Origin of the sequence: Klebsiella sp. CD33 (assembly GCF_051992865.1) — a bacterium.
Classification (GTDB): domain Bacteria; phylum Pseudomonadota; class Gammaproteobacteria; order Enterobacterales; family Enterobacteriaceae; genus Klebsiella; species Klebsiella pneumoniae.
In genome coordinates this window covers 2,118,456-2,134,043 of sequence record NZ_CP197023.1, presented here as the reverse complement: position 1 = coordinate 2,134,043, position 15,588 = coordinate 2,118,456, and the positions used below count along the sequence as shown (strand labels likewise).

Below are 15,588 nucleotides of genomic sequence, written 5' to 3'. Positions count from 1 at the left end.
GTCACTCATTGACACTGTAAATATGGCATTGTATAAAACCCCGCCCCAATAATGAGTTTCATTTGCATTACTCCCATTTGCTGGTCATCCACTCGCCTGTTTACAAGGATAGCGTTTAATGAAGAAGGTCCTTTGCGCGTTAGGCTTGATGTTCACCGCCGTCAGTTCCGCGCTGGCAACAACCTACCCCCTGACGATTGAAAACTGCGGCTATCAGGAGACCTTCACCCGGCCGCCGGAGCGCGTGGTCGCGCTGGGGCAAAATACGGTCGAAATTCTGCTGCTGCTCGGGCTGCAAAAGCAGGTAGTCGCCAGCGCCTTCTGGCCGACCAGCGTTTTACCGCAGCTGGCTGAGCAAAACGCGAAGATTAAAACCTTGACGGTGGAAATTCCGAGCCTGGAATCGGTGCTGGCGCAAAATCCTGATTTCGTTCCCGCCCAGTTGCCGCTGCTGCTGGGGCCGGAAAGCAAAGTCGCCAGGCGTGAAGATCTCGCCACCGTCGGCGTGAACAGCTACGTCTCACCGGGGATGTGCGCCACCAAAAAGGCCACCGGCGATATGTACGGCAGCCGGCAAAAGCTGTGGGATATGACCTGGCTGTATCAGGAAATTAGCGATTTCGCCCGCATTTTCAACGTCGAAGATCGTGGTCAGGCGCTGATTGCCGATTTCAAAAAACGTGAAGCCGACCTGCGCCAGGAGTTTGGTAAAAGCAAAAAAGATCTCTCCTTCGTCTTCTGGTTCTCCAGCGCCTCGCCTTCGGCCGATGCCTATGTCGGCGGCAAAAACAGCGCCTCCGGATTTATCGCCAGCGTGCTGGGCGGACATAATGCGATTACCTCCGAGACCGAGTGGCCCACGGTGAGCTGGGAGAGCATTATTGCCGCCAACCCGGATGTGATCGTGGTCGCCAGCCTGGACCGTAACCGCTGGGCGCTGGATAAGGCCGAGGAGAAGATCAAATTCCTCAAAAGCGATCCCGCCGTCAGCCAGCTGGAGGCGGTGAAAAAAGGCCATATCGTGGTCATGGACGGTCAGGCGATGAATCCGACAATTCGCACGCTTTACGGCGCGGAACAGGTGGGCGAGCAGCTGAGAAAAATGGGGCTGAACTGATGAGCGTCGCCGCGATTGAGACGCGCCGCAGCATGCTGCTCACCGGCTGGTGTGTACTGGCAGCGATCGTGCTGGCGCTGGTGATAGCGGTGGGCGTCAGCGTCGGCGAGCTGGCCATCCCGCTGCAGAATGTCTTTTACGCTATCAGCAACAGAACCGGCTTAACCGCTGAGCCTCTCAACCGTATCTATGAGAGCGTTATCTGGGATTTCCGCCTCAGCCGCGCGCTGGTCGCCGCCTGCTGCGGCGCAGGCCTCGCTATCTGCGGCGTCGTGCTGCAAAGCCTGCTGAAAAATGCCCTCGCGGAACCCTACGTCCTCGGCGTCTCCGCCGGGGCCTCCACCGGCGCGGTGTCGATCGTGGTGCTGGGCCTTGGCGCTGGCGCAATTTCCCTCTCGGCCGGGGCCTTTGCCGGGGCCTTCGCCGCCTTCGCCTTTGTCGCCTTGCTGACTAACGGCGCGCGCGGCGGCAATGAGCGTACGATTCTTGCGGGCGTTGCCGCCTCGCAGTTATTTAACGCCATCACGGCCTATACCATCAGCACCTCCGCCAGCGCGCAGCAGGCGCGCGATGTGATGTTCTGGCTGCTGGGCAGCTTCAGCGGCGTTCGCTGGCCCGAATTCCAGCTGGTCATTGTGGTGGTGCTCGCGGGTCTGGCGGTCTGCCTGTGGTATGCCCGGGCGCTGGACGCGTTCACCTTCGGCGACGATGCCGCCGCCTCGCTGGGGATTGCTGTGCCGCGCGTGCGCCTGATCCTCTTCACCACTGCGGCGCTGATCACCGCCACCATCGTCAGCATGGCCGGCTCAATCGGCTTTGTTGGCCTGGTGGTGCCGCACGTGATGCGTTTCTTCTTTGGCCCGCTGCACCGAACGTTGCTGATCGCCAGCGCGCTGGCAGGGGCGATATTGATGGTACTGGCGGACATTGCGTCGCGCCTGCTGATTGCCCCGCAAAGTCTGCCCGTTGGGGTAGTAACCGCCCTGGTTGGGGTGCCTTTCTTTGCCGTGATTATCTACCGCTCAAGGAATAAGTGATGAGTATTTGCGCTGAAAATATCACCTGGAAGGCAGGCAAAAAGGTCATCGTCAATAATGTCTCGCTGCGGGTGCCGCGAGGCGAAACGGTCGGGCTGCTGGGGCCCAACGGCTGCGGCAAATCCTCGCTGCTGCGCGTTCTGGCGGGCCTGCGCCGCCCGGATGCAGGTCGCGTCACCCTCGACGGCCAGGATATCGCCCGGATGGCGAAAAAGCAGCTCGCCCGCCGCGTGGCTTTCGTCGAGCAACACGGCATGACCGAGGCCAATATGCGGGTGCGCGACGTCGTGCGCCTGGGACGCATTCCCCACCACTCTCCGCTCTCAAACTGGAGCGCTCAGGATGACGAGGCGATTGCCGCCGCGCTGCAGCGGGTGGCGATGCTGGAGAAAAGCGAACAGGGATGGTTAAGCCTCTCCGGCGGCGAGCGGCAGCGGGTGCATATCGCCCGCGCGCTGGCGCAGAGCCCGAGCGAAATCCTGCTGGATGAGCCGACCAACCATCTGGATATACACCATCAGATGCAGTTAATGCAGTTGATCAGCGAGCTGCCGGTAACCAGCATTGTGGCCATTCACGATCTTAACCATGCCGCGATGTTCTGCGATTCGCTGATCGTGATGCAGCAGGGGCAGATCCTCGCCAGCGGGACGCCGGAGGAGATTTTGTCCGAAGCGCTGCTGTGGGACGTTTTCCGGGTGAAAACCAAAATCGAGATCTCCCCTTACCACGGCAAAAAGCACATTCATTTCATCATTTAGGTTGGGCGGATATGCCTCTTTTCTCCCTGCGCCCTGCGGCAACCCTCTGGCCTCCGGTGTTACTGGGAAGCCAGTTCGTTTTTAATATTGGCTTTTACGCGGTCGTTCCTTTCCTCGCCCTCTTCCTGCGCGACGACATGCTGCTCTCAGGCGGACTTATCGGCCTGATCCTCGGGCTGCGTACCTTCTCTCAGCAGGGCATGTTTATCCTCGGCGGGACGCTGGCCGACCGCTATGGCGCTAAGGCGATCATTCTCGCCGGCTGCGTCGTTCGCGTCGCCGGTTTTCTCCTGCTGGCGTGCGGGGCGTCGCTGTGGCCCATTATCCTCGGCGCCTGCCTGACCGGCGTCGGCGGCGCCCTGTTCTCCCCGTCGATAGAGGCCCTGCTGGCGCGGGCCGGTACCCTCAGCCAGGCCAACGGGAAACGCAGTCGCGCCGAGTGGTTTGCGCTGTTTGCGGTATGCGGTGAACTGGGAGCGGTGATCGGCCCGGTGGCCGGAGGCGTGCTGAGCGGGATCGGCTTTCGGCATATCGCCCTCGCCGGCGCGGGAATATTTCTTCTGGCGCTGGCGGTGCTCTTTTTCTGTCTGCCCGCCGACGGGCACACGACAACAACGCGCAGACGAGTCCCATGGTGGACGCCTTTGCGCCAGCCGCGCTTTGTCGCGTTTATTCTCGCCTACAGCTCATGGCTGTTGAGCTACAACCAACTGTACCTCGCCCTGCCGGTGGAGATCCAACGTTCCGGCGGCCGCGAGCAGGATCTGGCGCCGCTCTTTATGCTGGCCTCGCTGTTGATTATCACCCTCCAGCTCCCTCTCGCCCGCTTCGCCCGGCGAATGGGCGCCGTGCGCATCCTGCCGGTGGGCTTTCTGCTGCTGTCGGCTTCCTTTGCCAGCGTGGCGTTATTCGCCGCCGCCCCACCCGCCGAAGGTTGGCTGCGGTTAATGCCGGCGGCTGGTTTTGTCACGCTGCTCACCCTCGGCCAGATGCTGTTAGTGCCCGCAGCCAAGGATCTGATCCCGCTGTTCGCCGAGGAGTCGACGCTGGGCGCCCACTACGGAGCGCTCGCCACCGCAGGAGGGTGCGCGGTGTTAGCCGGGAATTTACTGCTCGGTCATTTACTTGACCAGGCGCTCATTCCGTCGCCGCAGGCGGTTTACCCCTGGCTTCTGCTGGCGCTGTTTCCGCTGTGCAGCGCCGTCGCCCTGCGGGCAATCTGTCGCCCGCTGGCGGCAACATGACGCAGAGCGGGCAACAGCCCGCTCTGGAAGTGAACCGACGATAAAGTACACCGCCTGGGGAAGATAACGGGCGCGCCCCGCCTTACTTTGCCGCCAGCTCGCGACGAATAATCTCGGCGCCGGCGCTCAGGGCGTGCAGTTTGCCGGTCGCGACATGGCGCGGCAGCGGCGCCATACCGCAGTTGGTGGACGGGTAGAGTTTGTCGGCATCGACGAACGCCAGCGCCTTGCGCAGGGTTCCAGCCACCTCTTCCGGGGTTTCGATCGCATGGCTGGCGACATCGATCGCCCCGACCATCACCTTTTTACCGCGGATCAACTCCAGCAGATCCATCGGCACGCGCGAGTTGTGGCACTCGAGAGAGATAATATCAAGGGACGATTTCTGCAGCTGCGGGAAAGCCTCTTCATACTGTCGCCACTCGGAGCCCAGCGTCTTTTTCCAGTCGGTATTGGCCTTGATGCCATAGCCGTAGCAGATATGCACCGCTGTCTCACACTTCAGCCCTTCGGTGGCTCGTTCTAAGGCGGCGATCCCCCAGTCGTTGACCTCATCGAAGAAGACGTTAAAGGCCGGCTCATCGAACTGAATAATATCAACCCCCGCAGCCTCTAACTCTTTCGCTTCCTGATTGAGGATTTTAGCAAATTCCCAGGCCAGCTTTTCCCGGCTTTTATAGTGGTTGTCATACAGCGTGTCGATCATGGTCATCGGGCCCGGAAGCGCCCATTTGATCGGCTGACTGGTGAGCTGCCGCAGATAGCGAGCGTCCTCCACGAAGACCGGTTTCTGGCGCTCCACGGCGCCCACCACCGTTGGAACACTGGCCTCATAGCGGTTACGAATTTTCACGATCTCGCGTTTGGCAAAATCCACCCCGCTGAGGTGCTCGATGAAGGTGGTGACAAAGTGCTGCCGCGTTTGCTCGCCGTCGCTGACAATATCGATCCCGGCCCGCAGCTGGTCGTCGAGGGATAACCGCAAGGCGTCGCGCTTGCCGGCCAGTAATTCTTCGCTGGACAGTTTCCAGGGCGACCACAGGGTCTCTGGCTGCGCCAGCCAGGAAGGTTTCGGTAAACTGCCGGCGGTCGATGTCGGAAGCCATGTTTTCATAGTCATTAGCCTTTTATATGGGTTTAGCAAAGCGCGAAATTAGCAGACCATTGCTCAAGCAACGTCTTGTGCGGGTTGATAAAATGTTGTTGTGTAAATTTCCCCTGCTCAATCGCCAACAGGCTGCGCTCTTCCCGGTCATAGACGATTTTTGTTAATGAATGATCCAGGTGGCTGAGATTGGGCTGATAGTATTGCCCCGCCGGGGAGTTGGCATTGTAGATCTCCGGGCGATATATTTTCTGAAACGTCTCCATCGTGCTGATGGTGGCGATCAGTTCCAGGCTGGTGTAATCGCTGAGCAGATCGCCGGTAAAATAAAAGGCCAACGGCGCGACGCTGTTTTTTGGCATAAAATAGCGTACCTGCAGCCCCATTTTGCTGAAATAGCGCTCGGTCAGCGAGACGCCTTCCTGAGCATATTCAATGCCGAGGACCGGATGTTCGTTACCGGTGCGATGGTAAACATCTTTACTGGAGACGCTCAGGCAAATCACCGGCGCCTTGCTGAAGTTGGCGCGCCAGGCGCTGGATTGCACAAAATCCTTAAAGATATTGCCGTGCAACTCGCCAAAGTTTTCCGGTACGCTGAAGCGACTCTGGTCCTTATTATGTTCCAGAAGCAGTACGCTAAAATCGTAATCCCGCACATAGGAGGAGAAGTTATTGCCGACGATACCGGCATGACGCTCCCCGCTCTTTTTATCGACAATATGCGTTTGCAGGATCTCAATCACCGGGAAGCTGGCGCTATCCTGAGCAATATTCATCTCGACAGAAATAATATCCAGTTCCACCGCATAGCGATCGTTATGGGGATTATCCCAGTGGGCCAGGCTATTAAAACGGTTATTCATCATGATTAACGTATTGCGCAGATTTTCCTCACGGTTCACCCCTCTGGCTAAATTAGCGAAGTTGGTGGTAATACGCGTATTTTCCGCAGGGTTATAGTTTTCATCAAACCGGGTGCGCTTAATCGTATAGGTAAATTTATTATTCATGGCGATTGTCCATCCTGATGGCGGGCATAAAGCGAACCCGGCGGAATACTCTCCACCAGCCTGGCGACGCGGAGTCAGGCCGGGCGCGCTTCAACCGGTAAATGTTGTTGATTCGTTAATGAACCTATTTTTGCCAGAGTCAGCGCTGGAGGGAAAGCGACTTAAATTCAATGCAACATGAGCCATCCTCATGTTGCTCCAGGCGGTGGCCGATGGCCGACGCAGGCCGACAATATTAGTCAATAAACGTTTGTTCAATGGAAGTAGGCAGGGTACACTCTTTAACCACTATAAGATGGGCTTTTACCTGCCCGCCGTACCCGTTTAGCTGGAGCTTTTGTCGTACAGAATGATTGTTGATATCAGTATTATGTCGATGTGCATGGCCGTACTGCTGATTATGAGCGTACTGCTGAATTAAGAGGCTCCCGAACGCAATGACACTAGCTCTCATCTGACCTCCACATTCGCGAGGAAAAAAGAAGATTCAGAGGATTCGCGCCGCCTGGGATTGTTCCGCCTGCCGGCACCCTCTACTCTTTTGGGACTTGCTTATTGAGGAATCCCGGATGAAAAAAGCTCTGCTTGCCCTGTTCGCTATCGCCACCGTTACCGCCGCCAGCGCCTTTGCGGCTGATAAAACCGACGTCCCGGCGCCTGTCATCGATAACGGAGTCCGCCCGCCGATGGAGAGGGATCGTGGCCCCCTGCCGCCGTTCCCGCCGCAGCTTCCGCCGCACAGACCGGTGCTGTTTTCAGCCACGGTAGCAACCGATACGCCAGCGGAAACCATTAACAAACTGACCGCGCTGATCCCCGCCGGCCAGGCGAAACACTACGAAGTGCACGTTGAGGTGGTGCCGGTTGGCGAGGGAACCGACAGACAATAGCCCAAAGGAGATCTACGCTGTCATCTGTCAGCAATAAAAAAGCTGCCGCATATCGCGGCAGCTTTTATGTACTTATTTACAGCTGAGCAGCTGAAAATTAGCTACGCACTTTCCGGTAGATAAACAGTACCACCAGCGCACCGATAACCGCTACCACGAAGCTGCCGAAATTAAACCCATCGACCTTGCCAAAACCAAACAGGGTACTGATCCAGCCGCCGACCACGGCGCCGATGATCCCCAAAATAACGGTCACGATAAATCCGCCGCCATCTTTTCCCGGCATAATCCACTTGGCTAAAATACCGGCAATAAGTCCAAAAATGATCCAGGAAAGAATACCCATGGTTAACCGTCCTCTTGTTACCTTTAAGCATTTAGTATTGAAAAGAGTAGCATAAATAACGAGAGTGGATCGGTAATAATATAAATATTAGATAATTCCCTGCCGACGCCCGGCTGATCTTGTGACAACCTCTCTGGCTCTGGCAGGCCGGCTCTCGCTTATTACCTTAAAAAAAGGGAGGCTATTCGCCTCCCGCCATGCGGCTTATATTACCGCGGTGGTTAGTCGTGATGAACAACATAACCGCGACTGTTCGTCGAAGATTTCAATTTGCCAGACCTGATGGCGCGTCCCGACGTGCAGCGCTTTGCAGACGCCGCGCACCCGGCCCCCGCGCGCCGAACGGATGTGGTTGGCGTTAACCTCCAGCCCCACCACCTTTTGTTCGCCTTCGCTGCACAGATAGCCTGCCACCGACCCCAGGGTCTCCGCCAGCACCACCGACGCTCCGCCGTGCAGCAGGCCAAACGGCTGCTGTGTGCGGCTATCGACCGGCATAGTGGCCTCCAGCGTATCGTCGGTAACGGTCTCAAAGCGAATATCGAGCAGCCCTACCATGTTCCCCTCACCGAGCCGGTTGAGCTGCTCCAGCGTGGCCTGACGTTTCCAAATCATCCGATTATCTCCAGTAACGCCTGCAGCGGGTGGCGAACGCCGCTGCCTTCAATACGCTTCACCTGACTGCGGCAGGAGTAGCCCGTCACCAGACAGCGGTTTCGCGGCAGCCGCTGCATCGCCTGCTGCCAGGAGAGCGCGTAAATGGCCAACGAGTTGGCGTGGTTTTTCACTTCATGACCATAGGTGCCAGCCATCCCGCAACACCCAACGCTGACGTTTTCCAGCTTCGCGCCGAAGTGGGCAAAAATATCTGCCCACTGCTTTGTCGCCGCCGGTAGCGCGGTCACTTCGGTACAGTGACCGAACAGGTACCAGGGCTCACCGCCCAGATCGGGACGGGCGTCGCTGGTTAGGGCCTTCGGCAACCACTCATGGACTAACAGCACCTGGAAATCGCCGCGCTTGTCGCCGAGCGTCTGCTTGTACTCATCGCGGTAGCAGAGCACCAGCGCCGGATCGACGCCCACCAGCGGCATGCCCAGCTGCGCCACGCGGTTGAGGAAGTCCGCCGTCTTCTGCGCGGTGCGCGCGAAGCGGGTGAGGAAGCCTTTGATATGCTGCGCCTTGCCGTTCGGCGAGAACGGCAGGAGCACCGGCTGATAGCCTAAGGCCTCGACCAGACGGATAAAGTCGGCCACCACCTGGGCGTCGTAGTAGCTGGTGAAGGGATCCTGCACCACCAGCACCATCTTCGCTTTCTGCTCGGCGCTCAGCGCTTCGAGCTGCTCAAGGGTCATATTGGCGGAACGGTGGCCGGCCATCTGCTGCTTCAGCGACGGCGCCGAGAGCAGCGGCAGATCGACCATCCCGATATGCTTCTCCGACAGCTTTTTCAGCCACGGCTGGTTAATAAAAAAGTTAAAGGTCTTCGGCGCCTGCGCCATCAGCGGCGCATAAGATTCGACCGAGGCCACCAGATGATCGCGCACCGGCCGCAGATAGCGGCTGTGGTACAGCTGCAGGAAGCGCGAGCGGAACTCGGGAACATCGATTTTGATCGGGCACTGGGTCGAACAGGCTTTACAGGCCAGACAGCCGGACATCGCCTCTTTGACCTCATGCGAGAAGTCATATTCGCCTTTGCGCGCATGCCAGCTGTTGCGCGTGCGCGCCACCAGCGAGCGCAGGCTGACGCCCTGCTCCGGCAGCGCCTTCTCCAGCTGGTTGGGATCGACGCCGCGGTCGGCCAGCAGGCGCAGCCATTCCCGCACCAGCGTCGCCCGCCCTTTCGGCGAGTGGATGCGCTGGTTGCTGACTTTCATCGACGGACACATCGGGCTCTTGACGTCAAAGTTGAAGCACAGCCCGTTGCCATTACACTCCATCGCCCCACGCCAGCTGCTGCGCACCGCGATGGGGATCTGCCGATCCCAGGTGCCGCGCTTCGCCGCATCGACTTTCATCATCGGCGCGTCGATACCTTCCGGAGGACAGATTTTCCCCGGATTCAGGCGGTTATCGGGATCGAAGACCGCTTTGATCTTGCGCAGCTCGGCATACAGCGTCTCGCCAAAGAAGGCCGGGCTGTACTCCGCGCGGAACCCTTTGCCATGTTCGCCCCACAGCAGGCCGCCATACTTCGCCGTCAGCGCCACCACATCGTCGGAGATCTGCTTCATCAGCACCTCCTGCTGCGGATCGCACATGTCCAGCGCCGGGCGCACGTGCAGCACCCCGGCATCAACGTGGCCAAACATGCCGTAGCTCAGGCCGTGGCTGTCGAGCAGCGCGCGGAACTCGACGATGTAATCCGCCAGATGTTCGGGCGGTACGCAGGTGTCCTCGGCGAAAGGAATAGGCTTGGCGGCGCCTTTGGCATTGCCCAACAGGCCGACGGCCTTCTTGCGCATGGCATAGATGCGCTCCACGCCTTCAAGATCGTGACAGACCTGCCAGCCAATGACGCCCGCCTCGCTGGCGGCCATCAGCTCGTCCAGCCGCTGGCACAGGGTAGTAACCTGCTGGTCAATCAGCGCCGCGTCATCGCCGGCGAATTCGACGATATTGAGCCCGAGCATCTCTTTATCCGGTACGTCGGTGATCAGTTCGCTTACCGAGTGCCAGACGATATCCTCGCGCGCCAGATTGAGAACTTTAGAATCGACGGTCTCCACCGACAGGGCTTTCGCTTCGACCATAAAGGGCGCATTGCGCAGCGCAGAGTCGAAGGAGTCATATTTGACGTTGACCAGACGGCGCACCTTCGGCAGGCGGGTGATATCCAGCCGCGCTTCGGTAATAAACGCCAGCGTCCCTTCCGAACCGGTTAAAATACGGGTCAGGTCGAACTCGCTCATCTCATCGTTAAAGACGTGACGCAGATCGTATCCGGTGAGGAAGCGGTTGAGTTTGGGAAACTTATCAATGATCAGGTCACGCTGCGCCTTGCAGCGCTGGTAGACCGTGTTGTAGATCCGGCCAACCGTCGAGGGGGTATTGCCCAGCGTCTCCGCCAGCGCCACCGGCACCGCCTGGGTATCGAGGATATCCCCGCCCATCAGCACCGCCCGCAGGCCGAGCACGTGATCCGACGTTTTGCCGTACACCAGCGATCCCTGGCCGGACGCGTCGGTGTTAATCATCCCCCCCAGCGTGGCGCGGTTGCTGGTGGATAGCTCAGGCGCAAAGAAGTAACCATAGGGTTTAAGAAACTGGTTCAGCTGATCTTTGATGACCCCGGCTTCAACGCGCACCCAGCCCTCTTCGGGGTTGATTTCGATAATGCGGTTCATATAGCGGGACATATCGACGATAATCCCGCCGTTCAGCGCCTGGCCGTTAGTGCCGGTGCCGCCGCCACGCGGTGTGAAGATCAGCGATTTAAAACGCGGTTCGGCGGCGACGCGCGCCAGCAACGCCACGTCCGCCGTGGATCGAGGAAAAATGACCGCATCCGGCAGCAGCTGATAGACGCTGTTGTCGGTGGCCATCGTTAGCCTGTCGGCATAGCTGGTGGCGGTATCGCCGGTAAAACCCTGTTGCTCCAGTACCTGCAAAAAATTCAGCACCAGTTGAACTACCCCTGGCGCCTGAGAAATTTGTGGGATCATCACGCTTGACCCTGCCTGACTATGTTGTGTTTAAAAATATTGTGTTGGTGCTAACTAAACGTTTGCGTAGCGCATTCAACTTTTTATCACATTTTTTTCATATGCGCCCACGTGTTTTCTGTGCAAAATCAGCCCGGCAAAATTATTGATATTATTATCAGTATATGGATTTACGCGGCGCCAGCTGTTTGGCGCGACTGGAAAGGTAAAATTTCTCTATGATTAATCCTCATCAGCCTCGGGACATTCCGCAAATACTGCTGTCGGTGCTGTTCCTGGCCCTGATTATCATATCCTGCCTGTGGGTTGTGCAGCCGTTTATTCTGTCCTTCGCCTGGGCCGGTACGGTGGTGATCGCCACCTGGCCGGTGCTGCTGCGTCTGCAGCGTGTGCTGTTCGGCAAACGACTGCTGGCGGTGCTGGCGATGACCCTGTTGCTGTTTCTGCTATTCGTTATTCCTATCGCTCTGCTGGTCAACAGCCTGGTGGATAACAGCGTTCCGCTGATCAAACTCATCAGCAGCGGAAATGTGACGCTGCCGGATTTCGCCTGGCTCAACAGCGTACCGCTGGTCGGCGATAAACTGTACTCCGCCTGGCACGGTCTGCTGGATATGGGCGGCTCGGCGATTATGGCCAAGGTTCGTCCCTATATTGGCACCACCACCAGCTGGTTTGTCGGTCAGGCGGCGCACATCGGCAAGCTGCTGGTCTACTGCGGTTTGATGCTGCTGTTCAGCGCGCTGCTCTACTGGCGCGGCGAGCAGGTGGCCTATGGTTTCCGCTACTTCGCCACGCGCCTCGCGGCCAAACGCGGCGACGCCGCGGTGCTGCTGGCCGGCCAGGCCGTGCGCGCCGTGGCGCTGGGCGTGGTGGTCACTGCCCTCACTCAGGCGGTACTGGGCGGGATTGGCCTTGCCGTCTCCGGCGTGCCCTACGCCGCTCTGCTGACCGTGGTGATGATCTTTACCTGTCTGGTTCAGCTCGGCCCTTTACTGGTTTTGGTGCCGTCGATTATCTGGCTTTACTGGAGCGGGGACACCACCTGGGGCACCGTGCTGCTGGTCTGGAGCTGCGTAGTCGGCACCATGGACAACGTTATTCGTCCGGTGCTCATCCGCATGGGCGCCGACCTGCCAATGATCCTTATCCTCACCGGCGTCATTGGCGGCCTGATCGCCTTCGGCATGATCGGCCTGTTTATCGGTCCGGTGCTGCTCGCCGTCTCCTGGCGACTGTATGACGCCTGGGTGCATGAGGTGCCGCCGCCGCCGAAAGACCCTGACGTCGTCCTTGAAGAGCTTAGTGAGCTGGAGGCCGGTCGCAAGTAATGCCTGGCAGGCGGGGAGACCCGCCTGTTTCTTTGCCCGCATATTGTTAAGCAAAATTTATTGATCGCCGGCAATGCGCTGGCCCCGCGCGCCCTTCACCTCGCTTTCCTCCCCCGGTCCTTCACAACAATTTAACTATTGAGAGGAATCTGATCGACGGCAAAGGCCCCGCTGCCTACTATTAGCTCACGGTTATAAATCAACACCTTGATTTATAAGCATGGAAATCCCCTGAGTGAAACAACGAATTGCTGTGTGTAGTCTTTGCCCATCTCCCACGATGGGCTTTTTTTTGCCCTGCGCATCACGACACCAGATAGCCTGACACCGGTAAAAAAAATCCCCGGCATCGCTGCCGGGGATCGGTCCTGTCAGGGCGAACTTATTTTTTCAGTTCCGCCAGACCTAACCAGGTTTGTACCACGGTATCCGGGTTCAGGGACAAGCTATCAATCCCCTCTTCCATCAGCCAGGCGGCGAAATCCTCATGGTCAGACGGCCCCTGGCCGCAGATGCCGACGTATTTACCCTGTTTCTTCGCCGCGCGGATGGCCATCGACAGCAGGGCTTTCACCGCGTCGTTGCGTTCATCAAACAGCTCAGAAACCACACCGGAATCGCGATCCAGACCGAGCGCCAGTTGGGTCATGTCGTTCGAACCGATGGAGAAGCCGTCGAAGTACTCGAGGAACTGCTCCGCCAGCAAGGCGTTCGACGGGATCTCGCACATCATAATGATCTTCAGCCCGTTCTCGCCGCGCTTCAGCCCCTGACGCTCCAGCTCTTCGACCACCGCTTTCGCCTGGGCGACGGTACGGACGAACGGGACCATCACTTCAACGTTGGTCAGTCCCATATCGTTACGCACGCGCTTCATCGCTTCGCATTCAAGGGCGAAACAGTCGCGGAAGCTTTCGGAAACGTAGCGTCCGGCGCCGCGGAAGCCGAGCATCGGGTTCTCTTCTTCCGGCTCATAGCGCTCGCCGCCCACCAGGTTGGCGTATTCGTTCGATTTGAAGTCCGACAGACGCACGATGACCCGTTTCGGATAGAAAGCGGCGCCGAGGGTGGCGATCCCTTCGGTCAGGCGGCCAACGTAGAACTCTCTCGGCGAATCGTAGCCTTTCATCAGCTCGCGGATTTCGTTCTGCAGGCCCGGCTCCTGGTCGTCAAACTCCAGCAGCGCGCGCGGATGAACGCCAATCATACGGTTGATGATAAATTCCAGCCGCGCCAGACCGACGCCTTCGTTCGGCAGGCAGGCGAAGTCGAACGCGCGATCCGGGTTGCCGACGTTCATCATCACCTTCAGCGGCAGATCCGGCATGTCGCCGACGCTGGAGCTTTTGACGCTGAAGTCGAGCAGCTCGGCGTAGACATAGCCGGTGTCGCCTTCGGCGCAGGAGACGGTGACATTCTGATTTTCCTGAATGCGATCGGTAGCATCGCCGCAGCCGACCACCGCCGGGATCCCCAGCTCACGGGCGATAATCGCCGCGTGACAGGTACGCCCGCCGCGGTTGGTGACAATCGCCGAGGCTTTTTTCATGATCGGTTCCCAGTCCGGGTCGGTCATATCGGTAACCAGTACGTCGCCTGGCTCAATGCGATTCATCTCGCTGATATCGTGGATCACCTTGACCGGACCGGCGCCAATGCGGTGGCCGATGGCGCGCCCTTCGGCGATGATCTGCCCCTGAGCGTGGAGGGTATAACGCTCCATCACCTGGCCGCGGGAACGCACGGTTTCAGGACGCGCCTGGACGATAAATAGCTTACCGGTGTGGCCATCTTTCGCCCACTCGATATCCATCGGACGGCCGTAGTGCTTCTCGATCTGCACCGCCTGCTTCGCCAGCTCCTGCACTTCCTCGTTGCTTAACGAGAAAATATCGCGCTGCGCCTGCGGCACATCTTCGATACGCACCTGTTTACCGTGCTCCTGGGTCGGCGCGTAAACCATACGGATCTTTTTCGACCCCATGGTGCGGCGCACGATCGCCGGACGGCCAGCGGCCAGCGTCGGTTTGTGGACGTAGAATTCGTCCGGGTTCACCGCGCCCTGCACCACCATCTCGCCCAAACCCCACGCCGAGGTGATAAACACCACCTGGTCAAAGCCGGATTCGGTATCGATGGAGAACATGACGCCGGAGGAGGCCAGATCGGAGCGGACCATCCTCTGCACCCCGGCGGAGAGCGCCACGCCGCGGTGATCGTAACCCTGATGCACGCGGTAGGAGATTGCGCGATCGTTAAACAGCGAAGCAAACACGTGCTTCACGGCAACGAGCACGGCGTCAAAGCCCTGCACGTTGAGGAATGTCTCTTGCTGCCCGGCGAAGGAGGCGTCCGGCATATCTTCCGCGGTGGCGGAAGAGCGCACGGCGAATGAGGCCTCAGCGTCATCGGCGGACAGCAGGTCATAAGCATCGCGAATCGCGTTTTCCAGTTCGCTCTGGAAGGGGGTATCGATGATCCACTGTCGGATCTGCGCGCCCGCTTTCGCTAATGCGGAAACGTCGTCAATGTCGGTTTCATCCAGCAGCGCATAGATGCGCTGGTTAACACCGCTTTGGTCCAGGAACTGATTGAAAGCATCAGCGGTGGTGGCAAACCCGTTAGGTACGGAAACACCCATACCGGACAGATTCGTAATCATTTCACCAAGGGAGGCATTTTTGCCCCCAACTCTGTCTACATCATTCATGCCGAGTTGGTTATACCAAAGCACCAGCGGTGACGAGCCATTGTTGGACATCGAGACAATCCTTTTGTGATTTAATACCAGTGAAAAAAATTTCACGATCGACTGCAGGATTATCCTGACATATTTATGAAGCTGAAAAAAACGGTGAATCGTTCAAGCAAATTATTTTTTCATTTTTCGGACTGTTCCCCCGATATTGCTAACTTGATGATTTTTAGGAATTCTGATGGAAAACGCTGGAAATAACGGCGACAAAAAGAAAATGAACCACCCTTTTCATAAAAAACAAAAATAGCGTTTCAATTTTAACAAGAGACAAATCAAACAGGGATATGCTTAAATTTAATATCCGCTTTCAGGCAATTA

At 58.1% G+C, this 15,588-nt stretch carries 13 protein-coding genes and 1 other RNA gene; 8 read left to right on the top strand and 6 right to left on the bottom strand.

Going from position 1 to position 15,588, the window contains the following annotated elements:
* Window positions 1-118: 118 nt before the first annotated feature.
* The 4 genes from ACR809_RS10585 to ACR809_RS10570 are packed head-to-tail and all read left to right on the top strand — an operon-like array spanning window position 119 to window position 4,159.
* On the top strand, window positions 119-1,117 hold the full coding sequence (locus ACR809_RS10585) for an ABC transporter substrate-binding protein (protein ID WP_004200258.1): 999 nt from the start codon (window positions 119-121) through the stop codon (window positions 1,115-1,117).
* Window positions 1,117-2,154 (top strand): FecCD family ABC transporter permease, encoded by a 1,038-nt coding sequence (locus ACR809_RS10580; RefSeq protein WP_071009799.1) that lies wholly within the window; start codon window positions 1,117-1,119, stop codon window positions 2,152-2,154. Before ACR809_RS10585 ends, ACR809_RS10580 begins: the two co-directional genes overlap by 1 nt.
* Window positions 2,154-2,915 carry an ABC transporter ATP-binding protein gene (locus ACR809_RS10575; RefSeq protein WP_122051224.1) on the top strand — a complete coding sequence of 254 codons (762 nt, stop codon included), beginning with the start codon at window positions 2,154-2,156 and terminating at the stop codon, window positions 2,913-2,915. The genes ACR809_RS10580 and ACR809_RS10575 overlap by 1 nt, the downstream gene beginning before the upstream one ends.
* Window positions 2,916-2,971: 56 nt before the next feature.
* On the top strand, window positions 2,972-4,159 hold the full coding sequence (locus tag ACR809_RS10570; protein WP_020317066.1) for an MDR family MFS transporter: 1,188 nt from the start codon (window positions 2,972-2,974) through the stop codon (window positions 4,157-4,159).
* 82 nt (window positions 4,160-4,241) lie between these two features.
* Here ACR809_RS10570 and ACR809_RS10565 read toward each other — a convergent pair whose 3' ends face one another.
* Both ACR809_RS10565 and ACR809_RS10560 read right to left on the bottom strand, forming a co-directional pair.
* Window positions 4,242-5,273 carry a methionine synthase gene (locus tag ACR809_RS10565; RefSeq protein ID WP_002909005.1) on the bottom strand — a complete coding sequence of 344 codons (1,032 nt, stop codon included), beginning with the start codon at window positions 5,271-5,273 and terminating at the stop codon, window positions 4,242-4,244.
* 23 nt (window positions 5,274-5,296) lie between these two features.
* Entirely contained in the window at window positions 5,297-6,277 is a 981-nt protein-coding gene (locus ACR809_RS10560) for a DUF1852 domain-containing protein (protein WP_002909008.1), read from the bottom strand.
* Between the two features lie 569 nt (window positions 6,278-6,846).
* On the opposite strand from ACR809_RS10560, the gene ACR809_RS10555 reads away from it, so the two are divergent.
* Window positions 6,847-7,167 (top strand): hypothetical protein, encoded by a 321-nt coding sequence (locus ACR809_RS10555; protein WP_004212509.1) that lies wholly within the window; start codon window positions 6,847-6,849, stop codon window positions 7,165-7,167.
* A 97-nt stretch (window positions 7,168-7,264) separates the two neighbouring features.
* Here ACR809_RS10555 and ACR809_RS10550 read toward each other — a convergent pair whose 3' ends face one another.
* From ACR809_RS10550 to ydiJ, 3 genes are all read right to left on the bottom strand, one after another.
* The gene (locus ACR809_RS10550) at window positions 7,265-7,513 is read right to left on the bottom strand and encodes a GlsB/YeaQ/YmgE family stress response membrane protein (RefSeq protein ID WP_002909014.1); all 249 of its coding nucleotides are present in this window, start codon (window positions 7,511-7,513) and stop codon (window positions 7,265-7,267) included.
* Window positions 7,514-7,717: 204 nt separating this feature from the next.
* Window positions 7,718-8,128, bottom strand: coding sequence for a 1,4-dihydroxy-2-naphthoyl-CoA hydrolase (gene menI, locus ACR809_RS10545; protein WP_002909015.1), 411 nt, complete (start codon window positions 8,126-8,128; stop codon window positions 7,718-7,720).
* Window positions 8,125-11,181, bottom strand: a complete 3,057-nt coding sequence (gene ydiJ / locus ACR809_RS10540; protein WP_009307612.1) for a D-2-hydroxyglutarate dehydrogenase YdiJ — start codon at window positions 11,179-11,181, stop codon at window positions 8,125-8,127. Before ydiJ ends, menI begins: the two co-directional genes overlap by 4 nt.
* A gap of 218 nt (window positions 11,182-11,399) precedes the next feature.
* On the opposite strand from ydiJ, the gene ydiK reads away from it, so the two are divergent.
* Both ydiK and rprA read left to right on the top strand, forming a co-directional pair.
* Complete coding sequence (gene ydiK, locus ACR809_RS10535) at window positions 11,400-12,512, top strand: AI-2E family transporter YdiK (protein ID WP_004148729.1); 1,113 nt, start codon at window positions 11,400-11,402, stop codon at window positions 12,510-12,512.
* A gap of 188 nt (window positions 12,513-12,700) precedes the next feature.
* Window positions 12,701-12,808: antisense sRNA RprA (gene rprA, locus ACR809_RS10530), an RNA gene on the top strand.
* Window positions 12,809-12,894: 86 nt separating this feature from the next.
* On the opposite strand, the gene ppsA is transcribed toward rprA, so the two are convergent.
* A complete protein-coding gene (gene ppsA, locus ACR809_RS10525; protein WP_002909055.1) occupies window positions 12,895-15,273 on the bottom strand; it encodes a phosphoenolpyruvate synthase in 2,379 nt (792 codons plus the stop codon).
* 75 nt (window positions 15,274-15,348) lie between these two features.
* On the opposite strand from ppsA, the gene ACR809_RS10520 reads away from it, so the two are divergent.
* Complete coding sequence (locus ACR809_RS10520; RefSeq protein ID WP_009484225.1) at window positions 15,349-15,468, top strand: hypothetical protein; 120 nt, start codon at window positions 15,349-15,351, stop codon at window positions 15,466-15,468.
* Window positions 15,469-15,588: the final 120 nt, after the last annotated feature.